Source organism: Klebsiella sp. R445 (assembly GCF_051131755.1).
In the GTDB taxonomy this organism is placed as follows: Bacteria; Pseudomonadota; Gammaproteobacteria; order Enterobacterales; family Enterobacteriaceae; genus Klebsiella; species Klebsiella lignicola.
In genome coordinates this window covers 2,650,662-2,669,840 of record NZ_CP180446.1, presented here as the reverse complement: position 1 = coordinate 2,669,840, position 19,179 = coordinate 2,650,662, and the positions used below count along the sequence as shown (strand labels likewise).

19 protein-coding genes are annotated in these 19,179 nt (G+C 57.7%); 15 read left to right on the top strand and 4 right to left on the bottom strand.

Going from position 1 to position 19,179, the window contains the following annotated elements; genetic code table 11:
* Nucleotides 1–10: 10 nt before the first annotated feature.
* Both ytfT and yjfF read left to right on the top strand, forming a co-directional pair.
* Nucleotides 11–1,036: an ABC transporter permease gene (gene ytfT, locus ACMYSN_RS12475; protein ID WP_462495073.1), complete on the top strand. Its 1,026-nt coding sequence runs from the start codon at nucleotides 11–13 to the stop codon at nucleotides 1,034–1,036.
* Complete coding sequence (gene yjfF, locus ACMYSN_RS12470; RefSeq protein ID WP_462495072.1) at nucleotides 1,023–2,021, top strand: sugar ABC transporter permease; 999 nt, start codon at nucleotides 1,023–1,025, stop codon at nucleotides 2,019–2,021. Before ytfT ends, yjfF begins: the two co-directional genes overlap by 14 nt.
* A gap of 39 nt (nucleotides 2,022–2,060) precedes the next feature.
* Here yjfF and fbp read toward each other — a convergent pair whose 3' ends face one another.
* Nucleotides 2,061–3,059, bottom strand: coding sequence for a class 1 fructose-bisphosphatase (gene fbp / locus ACMYSN_RS12465; RefSeq protein WP_123757885.1), 999 nt, complete (start codon nucleotides 3,057–3,059; stop codon nucleotides 2,061–2,063).
* Nucleotides 3,060–3,234: 175 nt separating this feature from the next.
* Between fbp and mpl the strand changes: the two genes are divergently transcribed.
* On the top strand, nucleotides 3,235–4,608 hold the full coding sequence (gene mpl, locus ACMYSN_RS12460; protein WP_462495071.1) for a UDP-N-acetylmuramate:L-alanyl-gamma-D-glutamyl-meso-diaminopimelate ligase: 1,374 nt from the start codon (nucleotides 3,235–3,237) through the stop codon (nucleotides 4,606–4,608).
* Between the two features lie 188 nt (nucleotides 4,609–4,796).
* On the opposite strand, the gene yjgA is transcribed toward mpl, so the two are convergent.
* Nucleotides 4,797–5,348 carry a DarP family protein gene (gene yjgA, locus ACMYSN_RS12455; RefSeq protein ID WP_462495070.1) on the bottom strand — a complete coding sequence of 184 codons (552 nt, stop codon included), beginning with the start codon at nucleotides 5,346–5,348 and terminating at the stop codon, nucleotides 4,797–4,799.
* Nucleotides 5,349–5,443: 95 nt separating this feature from the next.
* Between yjgA and pmbA the strand changes: the two genes are divergently transcribed.
* The 12 genes from pmbA to ACMYSN_RS12395 all read left to right on the top strand — a co-directional run bounded on the left by pmbA (nucleotide 5,444) and on the right by ACMYSN_RS12395 (nucleotide 16,247).
* Nucleotides 5,444–6,796: a metalloprotease PmbA gene (gene pmbA / locus ACMYSN_RS12450; protein ID WP_434586610.1), complete on the top strand. Its 1,353-nt coding sequence runs from the start codon at nucleotides 5,444–5,446 to the stop codon at nucleotides 6,794–6,796.
* A 111-nt stretch (nucleotides 6,797–6,907) separates the two neighbouring features.
* Entirely contained in the window at nucleotides 6,908–7,297 is a 390-nt protein-coding gene (gene cybC, locus ACMYSN_RS12445; protein WP_123757890.1) for a cytochrome b562, read from the top strand.
* A gap of 300 nt (nucleotides 7,298–7,597) precedes the next feature.
* Entirely contained in the window at nucleotides 7,598–7,936 is a 339-nt protein-coding gene (locus tag ACMYSN_RS12440) for a glycine dehydrogenase (protein WP_434586608.1), read from the top strand.
* Nucleotides 7,937–7,946: 10 nt separating this feature from the next.
* The gene (locus ACMYSN_RS12435; RefSeq protein ID WP_123757892.1) at nucleotides 7,947–8,309 is read left to right on the top strand and encodes an SFCGS family glycine-rich protein; all 363 of its coding nucleotides are present in this window, start codon (nucleotides 7,947–7,949) and stop codon (nucleotides 8,307–8,309) included.
* Nucleotides 8,310–8,311: 2 nt separating this feature from the next.
* Nucleotides 8,312–8,611 (top strand): DUF4312 family protein, encoded by a 300-nt coding sequence (locus ACMYSN_RS12430; protein WP_123757893.1) that lies wholly within the window; start codon nucleotides 8,312–8,314, stop codon nucleotides 8,609–8,611.
* 21 nt (nucleotides 8,612–8,632) lie between these two features.
* Entirely contained in the window at nucleotides 8,633–9,409 is a 777-nt protein-coding gene (locus ACMYSN_RS12425; protein WP_123757894.1) for a DUF4311 domain-containing protein, read from the top strand.
* A gap of 11 nt (nucleotides 9,410–9,420) precedes the next feature.
* Complete coding sequence (locus ACMYSN_RS12420) at nucleotides 9,421–10,062, top strand: DUF4310 family protein (protein WP_123757895.1); 642 nt, start codon at nucleotides 9,421–9,423, stop codon at nucleotides 10,060–10,062.
* A 42-nt stretch (nucleotides 10,063–10,104) separates the two neighbouring features.
* A complete protein-coding gene (locus ACMYSN_RS12415) occupies nucleotides 10,105–11,238 on the top strand; it encodes an amidohydrolase family protein (RefSeq protein ID WP_462495069.1) in 1,134 nt (377 codons plus the stop codon).
* The gene (locus ACMYSN_RS12410; RefSeq protein WP_462495068.1) at nucleotides 11,222–12,340 is read left to right on the top strand and encodes a DgaE family pyridoxal phosphate-dependent ammonia lyase; all 1,119 of its coding nucleotides are present in this window, start codon (nucleotides 11,222–11,224) and stop codon (nucleotides 12,338–12,340) included. Before ACMYSN_RS12415 ends, ACMYSN_RS12410 begins: the two co-directional genes overlap by 17 nt.
* Nucleotides 12,337–13,077, top strand: coding sequence for a KDGP aldolase family protein (gene dagF / locus ACMYSN_RS12405; RefSeq protein WP_462495067.1), 741 nt, complete (start codon nucleotides 12,337–12,339; stop codon nucleotides 13,075–13,077). Before ACMYSN_RS12410 ends, dagF begins: the two co-directional genes overlap by 4 nt.
* An 85-nt stretch (nucleotides 13,078–13,162) precedes the next feature.
* Nucleotides 13,163–14,314 carry a lactonase family protein gene (locus ACMYSN_RS12400; RefSeq protein WP_462495066.1) on the top strand — a complete coding sequence of 384 codons (1,152 nt, stop codon included), beginning with the start codon at nucleotides 13,163–13,165 and terminating at the stop codon, nucleotides 14,312–14,314.
* A 22-nt stretch (nucleotides 14,315–14,336) separates the two neighbouring features.
* The gene (locus ACMYSN_RS12395) at nucleotides 14,337–16,247 is read left to right on the top strand and encodes a BglG family transcription antiterminator (protein WP_462495065.1); all 1,911 of its coding nucleotides are present in this window, start codon (nucleotides 14,337–14,339) and stop codon (nucleotides 16,245–16,247) included.
* Nucleotide 16,248: 1 nt separating this feature from the next.
* Here ACMYSN_RS12395 and nrdG read toward each other — a convergent pair whose 3' ends face one another.
* Both nrdG and nrdD read right to left on the bottom strand, forming a co-directional pair.
* Nucleotides 16,249–16,713 carry an anaerobic ribonucleoside-triphosphate reductase-activating protein gene (nrdG, locus tag ACMYSN_RS12390; RefSeq protein WP_462495064.1) on the bottom strand — a complete coding sequence of 155 codons (465 nt, stop codon included), beginning with the start codon at nucleotides 16,711–16,713 and terminating at the stop codon, nucleotides 16,249–16,251.
* A 196-nt stretch (nucleotides 16,714–16,909) separates the two neighbouring features.
* Complete coding sequence (nrdD, locus tag ACMYSN_RS12385) at nucleotides 16,910–19,048, bottom strand: anaerobic ribonucleoside-triphosphate reductase (RefSeq protein ID WP_462495063.1); 2,139 nt, start codon at nucleotides 19,046–19,048, stop codon at nucleotides 16,910–16,912.
* Nucleotides 19,049–19,179: the final 131 nt, after the last annotated feature.

Here is a 19,179-nt window from a genome sequence, read left to right as displayed (position 1 = left end):
GGAGTAACCCATGATGCCAGGATCTCTTCCCCAAACCGGCCAGCCAAAACGGCGCTTCAATTGGCCGAAAGGCATGCCACAAATTATCGCCCTGGTGCTGGTACTGGTGGTGGATAGCCTTGTGGCACCGCACTTCTTTCAGATTGTGCTGCAGGACGGGCGTCTGTTCGGCAGCCCCATTGATATTCTCAACCGCGCGGCGCCGGTGGCGCTGCTGGCGATCGGCATGACGCTGGTTATCGCGACCGGCGGGATTGACCTGTCGGTGGGAGCGGTGATGGCGATTGCTGGCGCCACGGCAGCCTCGATGACCGTCGCCGGGCACGCCCTGCCGGTGGTGCTGTTGACCGCGCTGGCGGCAGGGGCGCTGGCGGGACTATGGAACGGCATTCTGGTGGCGATCCTCAAGATCCAGCCCTTTGTGGCGACGCTGATCCTGATGGTGGCCGGGCGCGGGGTCGCGCAGTTGATCACCGCCGGGCAGATCGTCACCTTCGATTCGCCGCATCTGGCGTGGCTCGGCAGCGGCTCGCTACTGCTCTTGCCAACCCCGGTGCTGATCGCCGCCGCCACGCTGCTGCTGTTCTGGGTGTTCACCCGCAAAACGGCGCTGGGCATGTTTATCGAAGCGGTGGGGATCAACATTCGGGCAGCGAAAAACGCCGGGGTGAATACGCGGATCGTCGTGATGCTGGCCTATGTGCTGAGCGGCATCTGTGCGGCGATCGCCGGGGTGATCGTGGCGGCGGATATTCGTGGCGCCGATGCCAATAACGCCGGACTATGGCTGGAGCTGGACGCGATCCTTGCGGTGGTGATCGGCGGCGGATCGCTGATGGGCGGACGCTTTAACCTGCTGCTGTCGGTGGTGGGCGCGTTGATCATCCAGGGAATGAATACCGGGATCCTGTTATCGGGCTTCCCGCCGGAGATGAATCAGGTCGTCAAAGCGGTGGTGGTACTGTGCGTGTTGATCGTCCAGTCGCCGCGCTTTATCGGTTTACTTAAAGGGGTGCGCGGCCATGATAAAACGTAATTTACCGTTGATGATCACCCTGGCCGTATTCGTGCTGGGCTACCTGTATTGTCTGACCCAGTTTCCGGGGTTTGCCTCGACGCGGGTTATCTGCAACATCCTGACCGATAACGCCTTTCTTGGCATCATTGCCGTCGGGATGACCTTTGTGATCCTCTCCGGCGGGATCGATCTCTCGGTCGGGTCGGTGATCGCATTCACCGGCGTATTCCTGGCAAAAGCCATTGGTAGTTGGGGGATTAACCCGCTGCTGGCTTTTCCGCTGGTGCTGATGATGGGCTGCGCGTTTGGTGCCTTTATGGGGCTGCTGATCGACGCGCTAAAAATTCCGGCCTTTATCATTACCCTGGCCGGCATGTTCTTTCTGCGTGGCGTCAGCTATCTGGTGTCTGAGGAGTCGATCCCGATTGACCATCCGGTCTACGACACGCTGTCCGACCTGGCATGGATGATCCCCGGCGGCGGACGCCTGAGTGCGATGGGGCTGTTGATGTTGCTGGTGGTGGTGGCGGGGATATTTATGGCGCACCGTACCCGCTTCGGCAACGAGGTTTACGCCATTGGCGGCAGCGCCACCTCGGCCAATCTGATGGGCATTTCGACCCGGAGCACCACCATTCGTATTTATATGCTCTCCACCGGGCTGGCGACGCTGGCGGGGATCGTGTTCTCGGTCTACACCCAGGCCGGCTATGCGCTCGCCGGAGTTGGCGTGGAGCTGGATGCTATTGCCTCGGTGGTGATTGGCGGTACGCTGCTGAGCGGCGGCGTGGGAACGGTGCTGGGGACGTTGTTCGGCGTGGCGATTCAGGGGCTGATTCAGACCTACATTAACTTCGACGGCACGCTGAGCTCGTGGTGGACGAAAATTGCCATCGGCATTCTGCTGTTTATTTTTATCGCGCTGCAGCGCGGATTGACGGTGCTGTGGGAAAACCGCCAGAACTCTCCGGTCACGCGGGTGAGCGGGACGGCACATCGTTAGCGGAATATTCCCCTCCCGGACGGGAGGGGAAGGGATAGCTTAGGCGTCCGGGAACGCTTTGATGAGGTTCTCGACGTCTTCAACCATATGGTCGTTACCGACGAAGAAAGAACGGCGCTGGTGCAGGCTGGTCGGGACGATATCCAGAATGCGCTCTTTACCGTCGCTGGCTTTACCGCCCGCTTGCTCCGCGAGGAACGCCATCGGGTTGCATTCGTACAGCAGACGCAGCTTGCCTTCCGGGTGGCTGGCGGTGCTTGGGTACAGGTAGATGCCACCTTTCAGCAGGTTACGGTGGAAATCCGCCACCAGTGAACCGATATAGCGCGAGGTGTACGGACGCTGGGTGCCGGTGTCTTCTTCCTGGCAGAACTTGATGTACTTCTTCACGCCCATCGGGAACTTGATGTAGTTCCCTTCGTTAATGGAGTAAGTATTGCCTTTTTCCGGGAAGCGCATGCGCTCCTGGGAGAGGCAGAACACGCCGAGGGAAGGGTCGTAGGTGAAGGCGTGGACGCCGCAGCCGGTCGTATAGACCAGCATGGTCGAGGAGCCGTACACCACATAGCCGGCAGCGACCTGCTGGCTGCCCGGCTGCAGGAAATCTTCAACGGTGACCGGCGTACCTACCGGGGTTATGCGACGATAGATGGAGAAGATCGTCCCCACAGAGACGTTAACGTCGATGTTAGAGGAGCCATCCAGAGGGTCCATGAGCACCACGTATTTCGCGTGTTCACAACCTTCAAAGACAACGATTTCATCTTCTTCTTCGGAGGCGATCCCCGCCACGATATCGCGTGCTCGCAATGCGGCCTTTAATTTTTCATTGGCGAACAGGTCGAGTTTTTGCTGAACCTCACCCTGGACGTTTTCAGCACCGCTGGCACCCAGGATATCGACCAGACCGGCCTTGTTGATATCGCGGTGGATGATCTTGGCGCCTAACTTTATCGCCGACAACAAAGCAGTAAGCTCGCCGGTTGCGTGGGAGAACTCGTGTTGCTTTTCGACAATAAATTCACCTAACGTTTTCATAACCCGTTCCCTGCATGTTTATGTGAAGTAAAACGAACACAACAATCTTAACAAAGAATAAAAAAAGTTCGCACTGGTGAATCGCGCCAGCAAAAAACGGAATCGCCTGAAATGCATTTCTCTGATGCCATACATATGGGTAAAATGTGCGCCAGATGAAAAAGGGAAACGACGAATGCGCATTCATATTTTAGGTATCTGTGGCACGTTTATGGGGGGACTGGCCATGCTGGCTCGCTCCCTCGGTCATGAGGTAACGGGGTCGGATGCTAACGTCTATCCGCCAATGAGCACCCTGCTGGAAAACCAGGGGATCAATTTAATTCAAGGATATGATGCCAGCCAGCTGGAGCCTCGGCCGGATCTGGTGATCATTGGTAACGCGATGACGCGCGGTAATCCGTGCGTGGAAGCGGTACTGGAAACCAACATTCCGTACATGTCCGGCCCGCAGTGGCTGCATGATTTCGTCCTGCGCGATCGCTGGGTTGTGGCGGTTGCAGGCACCCACGGTAAAACCACCACCGCCGGAATGGCAACGTGGATCCTCGAAGCCTGTGGCTATAAGCCTGGTTTCGTGATTGGCGGCGTACCGGGTAACTTTGAGGTTTCCGCCCGTCTGGGTGACAGCCCGTTCTTTGTTATCGAAGCGGATGAGTACGACTGCGCCTTCTTCGATAAACGCTCCAAATTCGTTCATTACTGCCCGCGCACGCTGATCCTCAATAACCTTGAGTTCGATCATGCGGATATCTTTGACGACCTGAAGGCTATCCAGAAGCAGTTCCACCATCTGGTGCGCATCGTGCCGGGTCAGGGCAAAATTATCCTGCCGGAAAACGATATCAATCTGAAACAGACCATGGCGATGGGCTGCTGGAGCGAGCAGGAGCTGGTGGGCGAGCAGGGCCGCTGGCAGGCGAAGAAGCTGAACGCCGATGCGTCACAGTGGGAAGTCTGGCTCGACGGCGAGAAAGCCGGGGAAGTGAAGTGGGATCTGGTAGGCGAACACAACATGCATAACGGTCTGATGGCGATTGCCGCGGCTCGTCATGTTGGCGTGTTGCCGGCCGATGCGGCCCAGGCGCTGGGTGGCTTTATCAACGCCCGCCGTCGCCTTGAGCTGCGCGGTGAAGCCAACGGCGTTACCGTGTATGACGATTTTGCCCACCACCCGACGGCGATTCTGGCTACCCTGCAGGCGCTGCGCGGTAAAGTCGGTGGCACCGCGCGGATCCTAGCCGTGCTGGAACCGCGCTCCAACACCATGAAAATGGGCGTCTGCAAAGACGATCTGGCGCCGTCTCTGGGGCGCGCCGATGAAGTGTTCCTGCTGCAACCTCAGCATATTCCGTGGCAGGTTGCGGAAGTGGCGGAAGCCTGCGTTCAGCCGGCGCACTGGAGCGCCGATGTCGATGTGCTGGCCGATATGGTGGTCAAAACCGCACATCCGGGAGACCACATTCTGGTGATGAGCAACGGCGGCTTCGGCGGCATTCATCAGAAGCTGTTGGATAAGCTGGCAAGTAAGGCGGCGGCGGCAGAATAACCGCCACACGCGCCTCTCTCTGCCCTCCCTGTGAGGGCAGATTTCTTTTTGTGACTCAGGAATGGATGCCCTTATGCTCATATCGCGACACATTACCGCGACCGGCGCGCTGCACTTTCCTGCCGTGGATGCCCTGTATGCCAGGGCATTTCCCGGCCGCATGATGTGACCGGGGTGGCGGAAAGGGATTAGCTTTCGCCTTCGGCCAGCTCACGCAGATACTGGAAGATCAGGCGCGCGGATTTTGGCGGCTTGTTGCCTTCTTTCTCTTTGTTCGCGTTACGGATCAGCGAGCGCAGCTGCTGACGGTCGGCGTCAGGCCACAGATTCAATACTTCCGGTACCGCGTCATCACCTTCGGCAATCAGACGGTCGCGAATCATCTCCAGCTTATGGAACAGCGCAACCTGTTGGTTGTGGCGGTTCTTCAGCTTATCTAACGCCTGGCGAATCGGATCGACATCGCGGCTGCGCAGCATTTTACCAATCAGCTGCATCTGGCGGCGGCGACCTTCTTTCTTGATACGTTGGGCGAGTTCAATGGCGTCACGCAGGTCGGTATCGAGCGGGATCTTATCCAGCGCGTTTTTCCCAAGCTCTACCATTTCGGCGCCAAGACGCTTCAGTTCTTCCGCGTCACGTTTAATTTCACTTTTACTGACCCAGATAATTTCATCGTCTTCATCTTCGACGTCATCACCGGGAACGTCGTCGAGCCAGTCATCGGGCTGCTTTGTCATCTCAGGCTCCTTAAAAAAAGAGGCTAATGTTACCAGTTAAGGCGCGCACTGAAAAACGGTTCTCTGTTAGACTTCAATTAACTCCTTCCTACATTATGGCATTAGCGATGAAAGTCATCTCTCAAGTTGCACAACAGCGCAAGGCGCTGGAAGAGGCCGTGACCACGGCGCTGGAACTGGCGGCAGGCAAATCAGACGGCGCGGAAGTCTCCGTCAGCAAAACCACCGGCATCAGTGTCAGCACCCGCTACGGCGAGGTGGAGAACGTCGAATTTAACAGCGATGGTGCGTTAGGCATCACCGTTTATCATCAGAACCGCAAGGGCAGCGCCTCCTCCACCGACCTCAGCCCGCAGGCCATTGCCCGCACGGTGCAGGCGGCACTGGATATCGCCCGCTACACCTCACCGGATCCGTTTGCAGGCGTGGCAGATAAATCCCTGCTGGCATTTGACGCCCCGGATCTCGACCTGTTCCACCCGGCGGAAGTGACCCCGGATCAGGCGATTGAGCTGGCCTCTCGTGCTGAACAGGTGGCGCTGCAGGCCGACAAACGCATCACCAATACCGAAGGTGGCAGCTTCAACAGCCACTACGGTATCAAGGTATTCGGCAACAGCCACGGCATGTTGCAGAGCTACTGCTCAACCCGCCATTCGCTGTCCAGCTGCGTGATCGCCGAAGAGAACGGTGACATGGAGCGCGATTACGCCTACACCATCGGCCGCGCGATTGAAGATTTGCAGACTCCGGAGTGGGTCGGTGACGAGTGCGCCCGCCGGACGCTGTCGCGCCTGGCACCGCGCAAGCTTTCGACCATGAAAGCACCGGTGATTTTTGCCAATGAAGTGGCTACCGGGCTGTTTGGTCACCTGGTCGGGGCGATCGCTGGCGGCGCGGTCTATCGCAAATCGACCTTCCTGCTGGATTCTCTCGGTCAGCAGATCCTGCCGGAGTGGCTGACCATTGAAGAGCACCCACATCTGCTGAAAGGCCTGGCCTCTACACCGTTTGACAGCGAAGGCGTGCGGACTGAACGCCGCGACATCATTAAAGATGGCGTGCTGACCCAGTGGCTGCTGACCAACTACTCGGCGCGTAAGCTGGGCATGACCAGCACCGGACACGCGGGCGGCATCCACAACTGGCGGATCAACGGCCGTGGCCTGAGTTTTGAAAAGTTGCTTAAAGAGATGGGCACCGGACTTGTCGTTACCGAATTGATGGGGCAGGGTGTCAGTGGCGTGACCGGTGATTATTCACGCGGCGCGTCCGGTTTCTGGGTTGAGAACGGTGAAATTCAGTATCCGGTCAGTGAAATCACCATTGCAGGAAATCTGAAAGATATGTGGCGTAATATCGTGACCGTCGGTGACGATATCGAAACCCGCAGTAACATCCAGTGTGGTTCCGTGCTGCTGCCAGAGATGAAAATCGCCGGGCAGTAACGGCGTGATATACCGGATCATTCAAGATGCAGCTTGAAGTAGAACGGGTATAGAAGGGCGCCCATGAGGCGCCTTTTCCTTGTGCTTAAATAATAAAAAAGGAAGTGAGCAATGCGTAAAAAACTGTTAGCAATGCTGGCTGTCTCAGCGCTGGCGATGAGCTCCGTGTCGGCGTTCGCGGCGGACCTGGGCGAAGATATGGATACCCTTGCAGAAAACCTGCAGGTGGTGCAGAAAACCTCCGATGCTGGCGAACTGAAAGCCGCGCTGACCAAAATGCGCACAGCTGCCGTTGATGCGAAGCAAGATACGCCGCCGAAGCTGGAAGGCAAAGCCGCGGACAGCGCCGAAATGAACGATTACCGCCACGGTCTGGATATTCTGATTGGTCAGATCGACGGTGCGCTGAAGCTGGCGAACGAAGGGAAGGTGAAAGAGGCACAGGCCGCCGCGGAAGAGTTTAAGACGACCCGCAACACCTACCATAAGAAGTACCGCTAAGTTCTGTTTCAGGAGGCATCCATCGATGCCTCCTGCACCCCTCTTGCTGTAAAACCCCATCGACCTCACACTTTTCCCTTTTTCTTTTATGGTTATCCCGGCCGCCGCTGCCTGTTGCGCAGGAATTTTCTTGTGATAGCCATCACGTGATTTCGCCGAAAACGCGCCGATTAGGGCAATTTTGTGCAATCGATCACGCTCTCCGTCCGCCTTTCCACTTCGAAGTGGAAAACAACTCGCTACAAACTCCTGCCCCCCGGCGCTAGTTTTATCCCCAGAGACATCAACGGGGTAACACAAGTGAATAACGGAGCGGTAATAAACGACGTAGGGGAGCAGGCGACGCAAACTGAGCAGCTGGCTGAGAAGATGCTGCAGCAGGTTTATGCACTGTTAAGTCGTCGCAATATCATCCCCAACGCCGTCCAGGAGCAGATGCTGACTTCCCACGTCCGGGCAATGGCCCACCGGTCGATTAGCGGCGAGCCGCTGCCGGAAGTGGATGCCAGCCTGTTTGAAGAGATTTCAGAAGATTCAATGATGCTTGCTCGCGAAGTGGTCGCGGAATTTGGCAACCTGCCAGAAGAAGAATCCTGGCTGCTGTCAGTCCACTTCGAAGTCGCAAAAGACAACCTGTAAGGAGTAAAAAATGGAACAAATTACTATCGTAATCGGCGATCGTCTGGGAAAAGGACAAAAAGTCGCGGCAGGTGCAGAAAAAGCCGGCGCACGTGCCGTGGTGGTTCCGGGCGTTGCCGCGGATATGAAGCTGGGTGACGTGATGAAAGCCGAGAATGCCACCTTTGGCATCTCCTTCTGCGGCAGCGGTGGCGCAGGGGCGATTACCGCGCAAAACAAGCATGGCTATAAAGCGAAATATGGCATGCGTTCCGTGGATGAAGGCGTGACCGCCATCAACGAAGGCTACAACGTACTGGGTTTCGGCTTTATGGATAAAGAAGAGCTGGGCGAGCGCCTGGTAGAAGCCTGGAAAAAGAAATACGGCGCGTGAGCATGAAAGAACAATTCACCACCACGGTGAGCGTCAAGGGCAAAGGCGAAAGCAAAACGCGCGCCTTTGCCGATGCCCTGAACCATGTACAAGCAGCGGTGATGGGTACCTCACCGCAGATCTTACTGCGTATTGAGCCACAGGATGTGAAGGTTGTTCATGCGCGTGAAGCGGTGCGTAAAGAAGCATTTCTGTTCTTCTTTCTGCGCCGTGAACGACGGACCTACAGCGTGGAGCTGGAGGTCACCGTCACCGTGACGGCCATTAATGTCGATCAAGTGGATTTCGTCACGCAAACCTGAATTTCATCATAGGGTTAAACTATGTTCCTGATAATTTTAATAAAATCGCTCATTATCGGCGGCCTGGTCGGCGTCGGTGTGGGCGCCGGAGCGGCACGCATGTTTCATGCGCCTACCACGCAGGGGATGGGGGCGTTTCGTACCTTGGGCGAGCTGAATTCCTGTGAGGGCGATCCGGCTTCCCATTTCTCCTTTGGTCTGGGCTTCTTCTTTAACGCCTGGGCATCGTCCGTCGCAGCGGGTGCTTTCACCCAGGACGTTGACCACCGCATTATCCCGCACTGGGGCGCCTCAGCCCTGATGCTCAAAAATCGCAACGTGGCAGAAACTCTGCACGATCCGAAGAAAATGGCCATTGCCTGCGGCTTCATCGGCATGGTGGTGGTGGCATTCCTTAATTCCACGGCCTCCGCAGTACCGGAAGCGCTCCAGGTCACGGCGGTGAAAGTGCTGGTGCCTGCGGCCAACCTGCTGGTGAACATCATCATGCCGGTTATCTTCTGGTTAGCCGCTATCGATGCCGGTAAGAAATCGGGCTTCTGGGCCACTATTTTCGGCGGCGCCGCGCAGCTGATTATGGGTAACGCCGTACCGGGTCTGGTACTGGGCATTCTGATCGGTAAAGGCGTTGAAGACGCCGGCTGGAACCGCGTCACCAAAATCATGATGACGGCCATTATCGCCCTGTTCGTGCTGAGTGGCTTCTTCCGTGGATTCGACATGAAGATGATTGAGTCCTTCCACATGACCGTGCCGAACTGGCTGGATCTGCTGCATAGCGCGCTGAGCGGCAAATAAGGGGATAACGCATGGAACAGAATAAAGGTTTTTGGTACGCGGACTGGTCATTCCCGATCTTTGTCGGCTTGCTCTCTTCCGGCGTGTTCGCCGGGACCCACATGTACTACCTCTACGGTATCGGCGCGTTTAACGAAGTAGCCTTCGTGGCGATGCTGAAATCCGGGATCGACACCGGCGTGTACGGTGCGGTGGCAGCGTTTGGCGCGAGCTTCCTGTTCGCTCGTATCATCGAAGGTTCGCTGGTCGGTATTCTTGATATCGGCGGGGCGATCCAGACCGGGGTCGGCCTCGGCGTGCCGGCTCTGCTGCTGGGCGCGGGCATTATTTTCCCGGTAGCGAACTTCGCCGCTTCCCTGGCAACCGGCCTGATTATCGGCCTGGCGATTGGCTACATTATCATCCTGGCGCGTAAGTTCACGGTTAACCAGAGCAACTCGACCTACGGCGCCGACGTCATGATGGGCGCGGGTAACGCCTCCGGCCGCTTCCTCGGGCCGTTGATTATCCTCAGCGCGATGACCGCCTCAATTCCTATCGGCATCGGTTCTCTGCTCGGGGCGCTGCTGTTTTACATCTGGCAGAAGCCGATTACCGGCGGCGCGATCCTCGGGGCGATGATTTTAGGTTCCATCTTCCCGGTTGCGCTTTGATATTTACGGGCGCTCAGGCGCCCGCCTTAACAGGAGATACGTATGTTTGATTTACTCCTGCGCCGTGCGCGCCTCGTCGACGATACCCTGACCGATATTGCCATCCAGGACGGAAAAATTGCCGCGCTGGGCGAGATTAGCGCGCCATCGCACAAAACCATCGAGCTGCAGGGTCGTTACTACGTCAGCGCCGGCTGGATTGATTCCCATGTCCACTGCTACCCGAACTCACCGATTTATCACGACCAGCCGGATAGCGTCGGCGTGGCCTGCGGCGTCACCACCGTGATCGATGCCGGCAGCACCGGCGCGGACGATGTTGATGACTTTTATCAACTGACCCGCGAGGCGGCGACCGAGGTCTATGCGCTGCTCAATATCTCCCGCGTCGGACTGATTGCCCAGAACGAACTGGCCAATATGGCCAACATCGATGCCGAGGCGGTACAGCAGGCGGTCAAGCGCCACCCGGATTTTATCGTTGGCCTGAAAGCGCGCATGAGCAGCAGCGTGGTCGGCGAAAACGGTATTACCCCGCTTGAGCGGGCGAAAACCATTCAGCAGGAAAACGGCGATCTGCCGCTGATGGTACATATCGGCAATAACCCACCGAACCTCGATGAGATTGCCGATCTGCTGAGCGCAGGCGACATCATCACCCACTGCTATAACGGCAAACCGAACCGCATCCTGGCGCCTTCCGGCGAGCTGCGCGCTTCGATCACCCGCGCGCTACAGCGCGGCGTACGACTCGATGTCGGCCACGGCACTGCCAGCTTCAGCTTTGAGGTGGCGCGTCGGGCCATTGCGATGGGGATCCTGCCGCACACCATCAGCTCCGATATTTACTGCCGTAACCGCATCGACGGCCCGGTCCGCTCGCTGGCGCTGGTGATGTCGAAGTTTCTCGCCATCGGCATGTCGCTGCCGCAGGTGATTGACTGTGTGACCGCCGGGGCCGCAGACGGGCTGCGCCTGAACCACAAAGGGCGGCTGGCGGTCGGTTTCGATGCCGATTTAACGCTGTTTACCATCGAGCATGCGCCAACGCTGCTGGTCGACGCGGAAAAAGAGAGCCTGCAGGCTGACAATATTCTGGTACCGCTTGCCGCGATTCGCGCAGGCAAGGGCTATCTGACCGAACAAGGGAGCGCGGAAAATGCCTTCAATTTTTGATAAATACAATTTAAAACAAGTGATTAATACATCCGGTCGCATGACGGCGTTGGGCGTTTCCACGCCGCGCCCTGAGGTGGTGGATGCGGTGATGAGCGGCATGAATCACTACTTCGAAATGAAAGATCTGGTGAACAAGACCGGCGAATACATTGCCAACCTGCTGGAAGTGGAAGGCGCTACCGTCGTCTCCTGCGCCTCAGCGGGGATTGCCCAGTCGGTCGCGGCGGTGCTGGTGAAAGACAGTGCCTGGCTGCTGGAAAACCTGCACGTCACATCGATCGAAAACAATGAAATCGTGCTGCCGAAAGGCCACAACGTCAACTTCGGCGCGCCGGTCGGCTCGATGGTGGCGCTGGGGGGCGGCAAGCTGGTGGAAGCGGGCTACGCCAACGAATGTTCCGCCGACCAGCTGGCGGCGGCGATCACTCCGCGCACGGCGGCGATTCTGTACATTAAATCGCACCACTGCGTACAGAAAAGCATGCTCAGCGTCGAGCAGGCGGTAGTGGTGGCGCGTAAACATAACCTGCCGCTGATCGTCGATGCAGCCGCGGAAGAAGATCTGCAGTGCTACTACCGCGCCGGCGCTGACCTGGTGATTTACAGCGGCGCGAAAGCGATCGAAGGGCCAACCAGCGGCCTGGTGGTGGGCAAAACCCAGTACGTCGAGTGGGTGAAACGCCAGTCGGCGGGTATTGGCCGGGCGATGAAAGTGGGTAAAGAGGGGATCCTCGGCCTGACCTGCGCCATCGAACACTACCTGACGGCGCGTAAAGAGAGTGGTGATGAGATGGTGGCTAAGATGACGCCGTTTATTGACCAACTCAATACCCTCGAGGGCGTGACCGGCCGCGTGGTCTGGGACAGCGCCGGGCGTGACATTGCCCGTACCGAAATTAAATTTGATGAGGCCGTCACCGGCATCGCCACCGGCGAACTGGTGGAGGCGTTAAAGCAGGGTGAATACGCTATCTACTTCCGTGGCTACAAAGCTAACGAAGGGATTATTGAAGCCGATGTCCGCAGCGTGAACGCGCAGCAGCTGGAGATTGTCGCTCGTCGCATCGCCGAGGTTCTGAACAAGGAGAAAAAAGCATGAAACTGACCCCAAATTTTTACCGTGACCGCGTCTGCCTGAACGTCCTGGCGGGCAGCAAAGAGAACGCACGTGAGATTTACGAGGCGGCAGAAGGTCACGTCCTGGTGGGTGTGCTCTCTAAGAACTATCCTGACGTGGCGAGTGCGGTGGCGGATATGCGTGAATATGCGCAGCTTATCGATAACGCGCTGTCGGTCGGGCTGGGAGCGGGAGATCCGAACCAGTCGGCGATGGTCAGTGAAATTTCACGCCAGGTGCAGCCGCAGCACGTGAACCAGGTCTTTACCGGGGTCGCAACCAGCCGCGCGCTGCTGGGGCAGAATGATACCGTGGTGAACGGTCTGGTCTCGCCGACCGGCACGCCGGGTATGGTTAAGATCTCAACCGGTCCGCTGAGCAGCAAGGCGCCAGAGGGGATCGTGCCGCTGGAAACCGCCATCGCGCTGTTAAAAGATATGGGCGGCAGCTCGATCAAATACTTCCCGATGGGCGGCCTGAAGCACCGCGATGAGTTTCTGGCAGTGGCGCAGGCCTGTGCCCGTCATGATTTCTGGCTGGAGCCGACCGGCGGGATCGATCTGGAAAACTACAGCGAAATTCTGCAGATTGCGCTGGATGCCGGGGTCAGTAAAATTATCCCGCACATTTATAGCTCTATTATTGATAAAGAAAGCGGTCATACCCGCCCGGCGGATGTTCGGCAACTGCTGGAGATGACTAAAGCGCTCGTTAAGTAGGATTGTTATCCTCACCGCGCGCACGTACCGATCGATCGCGAAACGTGCGCGTGGAAACACCTCATTGCACCCTCAAGGAGTCGCTATGCCAACCGCTCGTCACCTGCTTGCTGCATCACTTTCCCTGCTGGCTACCAGCGCCTGTGCGCAAACCCAATATGCCTGGGTAGGTACCTATAATCCCAACGGGGAGGGGCTGTATCGGTTTACCGTCGACAGCAAAACCGGCGCGCTCCGTGATAAAGCGCTGGTCAGTTCGTTGCAGAACGTTGCGCAACTGACCGTGTCGCGGGATGGTAAAACCCTGTATGCCGCCAGCGAAGTCGAAAAAGGGGTGGTGCAGGCGTGGCGAGTTGAATCCAATGGTGAACTGACCGATCTCAATCAGGTCTCTTCGGCGGGGGCCGGGCCGGTGTATCTGTCGCTGACGCCGGACGGTCGCCATCTGCTGGTGGCGAACTACGTTAGCGGCTCGGTCGCGGTATTGCCGGTGAAAGACGATGGCAGCCTGGGCGAGGCGGTGGATAGCCACCAGGACGAAGGCCCCGCCGGCGCAGAAAGTCCGGCAGCGGCCGTCGAGGGCAGCTTCGCCATCAGCGATCATAACGGCCCTCATGCCCATATGATCGCCGCCGATCCTGGCGGGCAATATGTGTTTTCCACCGATCTGGGGCTGGATCGTATCTATCAGTACCGGTTCGATAACCGCAGCGGTACCCTGACGCCGAACGACCCGCCGTTTATTGCCGCATCGTCGGAAGGGGCCGGGCCACGTCACTTTGTCTTTACGCCGAAGGGCGACGGCCTGTGGCTGATTAACGAAGAAGCCTCGACGCTGACCTTCTATCATCTCGACAAGAAAAGCGGGCTGCTGCGTGAGGGCAAAACGATCTCGGCGCTGCCGAAGGAGTACAAAGGCACCAGTTTCGCCGCGGGCCTGGTGCTCAGCCCCGATGGGAAGCAACTGTATGTCGCCAACCGTCTGCATAACAGTATTGCCCACTTTAGCGTGCTGGCCGACGGCAGCCTGAGCCATCAGGAAGATATCTGGACCCGTGGCGACTACCCCCGCACGTTGACGCTGGATAATCAGGGGCAATGGCTGTACGTCATGAACCAACGTAGTGATAATATTACCCGTTTTAGCGTTGCGGCCAGGAGCGGCAAACTGACTTTTGCCCCGGAATACACCCCGGTAGGCAGTCCATCACAGATGGTGATCTCCGCTCAACCGTGAGCCGTAAAGAGAAGGAACTGACATGCGATTTCCCAACCAACGTTTAGCGCAACTGTTTACCTTGCTGCAAAACGAAACGCTGCCCCAGGATGAACTGGCGCAGCGGCTGTCGGTTTCTACCCGTACCGTCCGCGCCGATATCACCGCGCTTAACGCGCTGTTAGAGCAGTACGGCGCGCAATTTATCCTGACCCGCGGCAGCGGCTATCAACTGAAAATCGACGATCCGTCGCGCTACCAGACCCTGGAGGCGAGCGCGCCAAAGCCGCAACATATTCCGCGAACCGCCCAGGACCGCATCAACTTTCTGCTGGTGCGCTTTTTGACCTCGGCGTTCTCTATCAAGCTTGAAGATCTGGCGGACGAGTGGTTCGTCAGCCGCGCGACCCTGCAAAACGATATGGTCGAGGTGCGCGAACGTTTTCAGCGCTATCAGTTGGCCCTGGAGACGCGCCCGCGTCACGGCATGCGCTTGTTCGGCAGCGAAGTATCGATTCGCGCCTGCCTGACCGATCTGCTATGGCAGCAGGTGCAGCAGGGCGGGTTGAACCCGCTGATGGGGGAAGAGGCGTTAAATTCTGATGTTCAGGAGCAGCTGGGGGGCCTGCTGCAGGAGATCCTGACCCGCCACCAGGTTCGCCTGACCGATGAAGGGGAGCGCTTTATCCGGCTGTACAGCGCCGTAGTGGTCCATCGCGTTAGCCAGGGCTACCCGCTGGCCGAGTTTAGCGCCGAAGATGTCGCGCAGAACGTGCGGGATGCCGCACGGGAGCTGGCCGCCGTCCTGCAGCAGCAGGCGGGGAAAACCCTCTCGCTGGCGGAAGAAGAGTGGCTGTGCGTCCACCTTGCCGCCCGTCAGGTCCAGGAAGTCGACCCGGGCACCATCAGCGCCGACGATGGCGAAGCGCTAGTGAACTACATCCTGAACTACATCAACAGCCAGTATAACTACAACCTGCTGGACGACGCCCAGCTGCATGCCGATCTGCTGACCCACATTAAGACCATGATCACCCGGGTGCGCTATCAGATCATGATCCCTAACCCGCTGCTCGATAACATTAAGCAGCACTATCCGATGTCGTGGGATATGACCCTCGCGGCGGTGAGCAGCTGGGGTAAATACACTCCCTATACCATTAGCGAAAACGAAATTGGCTTCCTGGTGCTGCACGTCGGCGTAGGGCTGGAGCGTCATTACAACATCGGTTATCAGCGCCAGCCGCGGGTGCTGCTGGTGTGTGATACCAGCAATGCGATGGTGCGGATGATCGAGGCGATTTTGCAGCGGAAGTATCCGCAGCTTGAGATTGCCGCCACGCTATCGCAGCGGGAATATGAGCAACTGGAGAGCATCGCGGAAGATTTCGTGGTCTCTACCGTGTGGATTGGCGAAAAAGATAAGCCGGTGGTGACGATTGCGCCGTTCCCGACGGATTATCAACTGGACCAAATAGGCAAGCTGGTGCTGGTGGACCGGACTCGCCCCTGGGTGCTGAATAAGTATTTCGATGAGGCTCATTTCCGGGTGATCGACGCGCCTGTCGACCAGCAGACGTTGTTTGCCGAACTGTGCCAGCAGCTACAGCAGGAAGGTTTTGTCGATGCCGGGTTCCATGATTCGGTGGTTGAGCGTGAAGCGATCGTCAGCACCATGCTGGGGGACGGCATTGCGCTGCCTCACGCCCTCGGTCTGCTGGCGCAAAAAACCGTGGTCTATACCGTGATTGCGCCGAACGGCATCGCCTGGGGCGATGAAACCGCGCATATCGTCTTTTTGCTGGCGATCAGTAAGAGCGAGTATGAAGAGGCGATGGCGATCTATGATATTTTCGTGACCTTCCTGCGCGAACGCGCCATGGCCCGTCTTGCCACCACCCGCAGTTTTGACGAGTTTAAAACGGTGGCGATGGAGTGCGTCAGCCGCTTTTAACTCAGCGCAGGTGGTGAACCACCTGATTGCTGCTGCCGCGCCAGATCAGCGCCGGATCTTTTAAATCCTGCACAAACTTGCCGTCGATCAGCACGTTAATCAAACCCACTACCGCCATCTGCGCGTCGTCCAGCTCCGCCAGCTTGTAGCCGGTCCAGACCCAGATGTCTTTCCCTTTGCACTCTGCGTGAATGCGCTTCACTAACCGCAGAATGTGCGGCACGTTCTGCGGGTGCAGCGGATCGCCGCCGGAGAGCGACAGGCCCTGGCGGGTGATACGAGTGTCGTTGAGATCGGCGATGATCCGGTCTTCCATTTCCTGAGTGAAAGGCTGCCCGGAGTTCAGCCGCCAGGTGCTTTTGTTGTAGCAGCCGGGGCATTCATGGACGCAGCCGGAGACAAACAGGGTGCAGCGTGTTCCAGGTCCGTTGACGATATCTACGGGGTAGTACTGGTGATAATTCATTTTCGCTTCTCAATTAACGCCATTACTGCGTTGGCTGCGCTCATTCACCCCGGTCGCTGACCGATGTCAGCTCCCAGGGATTCTTTCGCTTGCCGCCTGGTTCTGACGCCAATTGCTGTGCGAAAAGCGAAAACCAACCCAGATGTGTAGCCCGGACAGGCCGCTGGCGGCGCTATCCGGGGGGACGGCGGCGAGATTAGCCGAGTTGGCCGTTGCCGAGGTGTTTGACGCGGCGTTTTACCTCTTCCTGCTTGCCAGCGTTGAATGGACGGGCGTCCGGGCTGCCGAGGTAACCGCACACGCGACGGGTCACCGACACGCGGGCGGCGTCGTGGTTGCCGCATTTCGGGCAGGTAAAGCCTTTACTGGTACATTCGAACTCACCGGTAAAGCCGCACTCGTAGCACTCGTCGATCGGCGTGTTGGTGCCGTAATACGGCACGTGCTGATAGCTGTAATCCCAGACATCTTCCAGCGCTTTCAGATTGTGCTGAATATTCGGGTACTCGCCGTAGCAGATGAAGCCGCCGTTGGCGATTGGCGGGTAAGCCGCTTCGAAGTCTATCTTGTCGTACGGGTTTACCTTCTTCTCGACGTCGAGGTGGAAGCTGTTGGTGTAGTAGCCTTTGTCCGTTACGCCCGGGATCACGCCAAATTCGGCGGTATCCAGACGGCAGAAGCGATCGCAGAGGTTTTCGCTCGGTGTGCTGTAGAGGCTGAACCCATATCCGGTTTCGTCTTTCCATTGGTCCACGGCATCACGCAGACGCTGCACGATGGCAACACCTTTGGCACGCAGCGCTTCGCTGTCGTACATGTGGGTTTCGCCCGCCAGCGCGTTAATGGTCTCGTGAATGCCAATGTAGCCCAGGGAGATTGACGCGCGACCGTTTTTGAAGATTTCAGAGACGTCGTCATCGGCCTTCAGGCGCACGCCGCAGGCCCCTTCCATATACAGAATCGGTGCCACGCGCGCTTTGACGCCTTCGAGGCGCGCAATACGCGTCATCAGCGCTTTACGCGCCAGCTGCAGGCGCTCGTCCAGCAGTGTCCAGAATGCCGTTTCGTCGCCTTTGGCTTCCAGGGCAATGCGCGGCAGGTTGAGGCTGATTACCCCGATGTTGTTACGCCCGTCGTGAACTTCTTCGCCGTTTTCGTTTTCCCACTCGCCGAGGAAGCTGCGGCAGCCCATCGGGGTTTTAAACGAACCGGTCACCTTCACCACCTGGTCGTAGTTGAGGATATCCGGGTACATGCGCTTGCTTGCGCACTCCAGCGCCAGCTGCTTGATGTCATAGTTGGCATCGCCGAACTTGTGGTTCAGGCCGTCGCGGATAGCAAAGACCAGTTTCGGGAACACCGCCGTTTTGCGGTTTTTACCGAGGCCGGCGATACGGTTACGCAGAATCGACTGCTGAATCAGGCGGGATTCCCAACTGGTACCCAGACCAAAGCCAAAGGTGACGAACGGCGTCTGCCCATTGGCGGTATGCAGGGTATTCACTTCGTATTCCAGCGACTGGAAGGCGTCGTAACACTCTTTTTCGGTGCGAGAATGGGCGTAACCTTCGGCATCCGGGATCTGCCACTCTTCGGCAATTTTACGATGCTTATTGAAACTCTCGGTGACGAACGGCGCGAGCACTTCATCAATACGGTTAATGGTGGTGCCGCCATAAATATGGCTGGCGACCTGCGCAATAATCTGCGCCGTGACGGCGGTGGCGGTAGAGATAGACTTCGGCGGTTCGATCTCGGCGTTGCCCATCTTAAAGCCGTGGGTCAGCATGCCTTTCAGGTCGATCAGCATACAGTTGAACATCGGGAAGAACGGCGAATAGTCGAGGTCGTGATAGTGAATCACGCCACGCTCGTGAGCCATGACTACGTCGTGCGGCAGCAGATGCTGACGGGCGTAATGTTTGGCGACGATACCGGCCAGCAGGTCGCGCTGGGTCGGGATGACTTTGCTGTCTTTGTTGGCGTTCTCGTTGAGTAACGCCGAGTTGGTCTGCTCAACCAGTCCACGAATCTCCTGGTTCAGACGGCCGCGCTTTTCACGTTGGCTATCGCGGTCATGGCGATATTCAATGTAGGCACGCGCCAGTTGCTTGTACGGGCCGGCCATCAGCTGGTTCTCAACGGCGGTCTGGATCTCGTTGATATCAACCTGGGCGCGGCCTTGCATTTGCTGGCTAACGACTTCTGCGACGGTGGCGCAATAGTCTGCGTCATCGACTCCCGCTGCTTTAGCTGCACGCAGAATTGCTTCATTAATGCGCTCTGACTTGAACGGCACTTTACAGCCATCGCGTTTCATCACATGCGGTGTCATGATCACTCCATACTTTATAGAACAGGTTATCCACAGAGGCGGAAGGTATGCCGAAGTCACTGGGGCTATACCTGCCGCCGTGTTGCTCCGGTTCCGGCCCTTTTTATCCACATCCCATCACCGCCAGAGTT

Coding starts and splice junctions, on each gene's coding strand:
- ytfT (WP_462495073.1), top strand. CDS start 11: ATGATGCCAGGATCTCTTCCCCAAACCGGCCAGCCAAAACGGCGCTTC.
- yjfF (WP_462495072.1), top strand. CDS start 1,023: ATGATAAAACGTAATTTACCGTTGATGATCACCCTGGCCGTATTCGTG.
- fbp (WP_123757885.1), bottom strand. CDS start 3,059: ATGAAAACGTTAGGTGAATTTATTGTCGAAAAGCAACACGAGTTCTCC.
- mpl (WP_462495071.1), top strand. CDS start 3,235: ATGCGCATTCATATTTTAGGTATCTGTGGCACGTTTATGGGGGGACTG.
- yjgA (WP_462495070.1), bottom strand. CDS start 5,348: ATGACAAAGCAGCCCGATGACTGGCTCGACGACGTTCCCGGTGATGAC.
- pmbA (WP_434586610.1), top strand. CDS start 5,444: ATGGCATTAGCGATGAAAGTCATCTCTCAAGTTGCACAACAGCGCAAG.
- cybC (WP_123757890.1), top strand. CDS start 6,908: ATGCGTAAAAAACTGTTAGCAATGCTGGCTGTCTCAGCGCTGGCGATG.
- ACMYSN_RS12435 (WP_123757892.1), top strand. CDS start 7,947: ATGGAACAAATTACTATCGTAATCGGCGATCGTCTGGGAAAAGGACAA.
- ACMYSN_RS12430 (WP_123757893.1), top strand. CDS start 8,312: ATGAAAGAACAATTCACCACCACGGTGAGCGTCAAGGGCAAAGGCGAA.
- ACMYSN_RS12425 (WP_123757894.1), top strand. CDS start 8,633: ATGTTCCTGATAATTTTAATAAAATCGCTCATTATCGGCGGCCTGGTC.
- ACMYSN_RS12420 (WP_123757895.1), top strand. CDS start 9,421: ATGGAACAGAATAAAGGTTTTTGGTACGCGGACTGGTCATTCCCGATC.
- ACMYSN_RS12415 (WP_462495069.1), top strand. CDS start 10,105: ATGTTTGATTTACTCCTGCGCCGTGCGCGCCTCGTCGACGATACCCTG.
- ACMYSN_RS12410 (WP_462495068.1), top strand. CDS start 11,222: ATGCCTTCAATTTTTGATAAATACAATTTAAAACAAGTGATTAATACA.
- dagF (WP_462495067.1), top strand. CDS start 12,337: ATGAAACTGACCCCAAATTTTTACCGTGACCGCGTCTGCCTGAACGTC.
- ACMYSN_RS12400 (WP_462495066.1), top strand. CDS start 13,163: ATGCCAACCGCTCGTCACCTGCTTGCTGCATCACTTTCCCTGCTGGCT.
- ACMYSN_RS12395 (WP_462495065.1), top strand. CDS start 14,337: ATGCGATTTCCCAACCAACGTTTAGCGCAACTGTTTACCTTGCTGCAA.
- nrdG (WP_462495064.1), bottom strand. CDS start 16,713: ATGAATTATCACCAGTACTACCCCGTAGATATCGTCAACGGACCTGGA.
- nrdD (WP_462495063.1), bottom strand. CDS start 19,048: ATGACACCGCATGTGATGAAACGCGATGGCTGTAAAGTGCCGTTCAAG.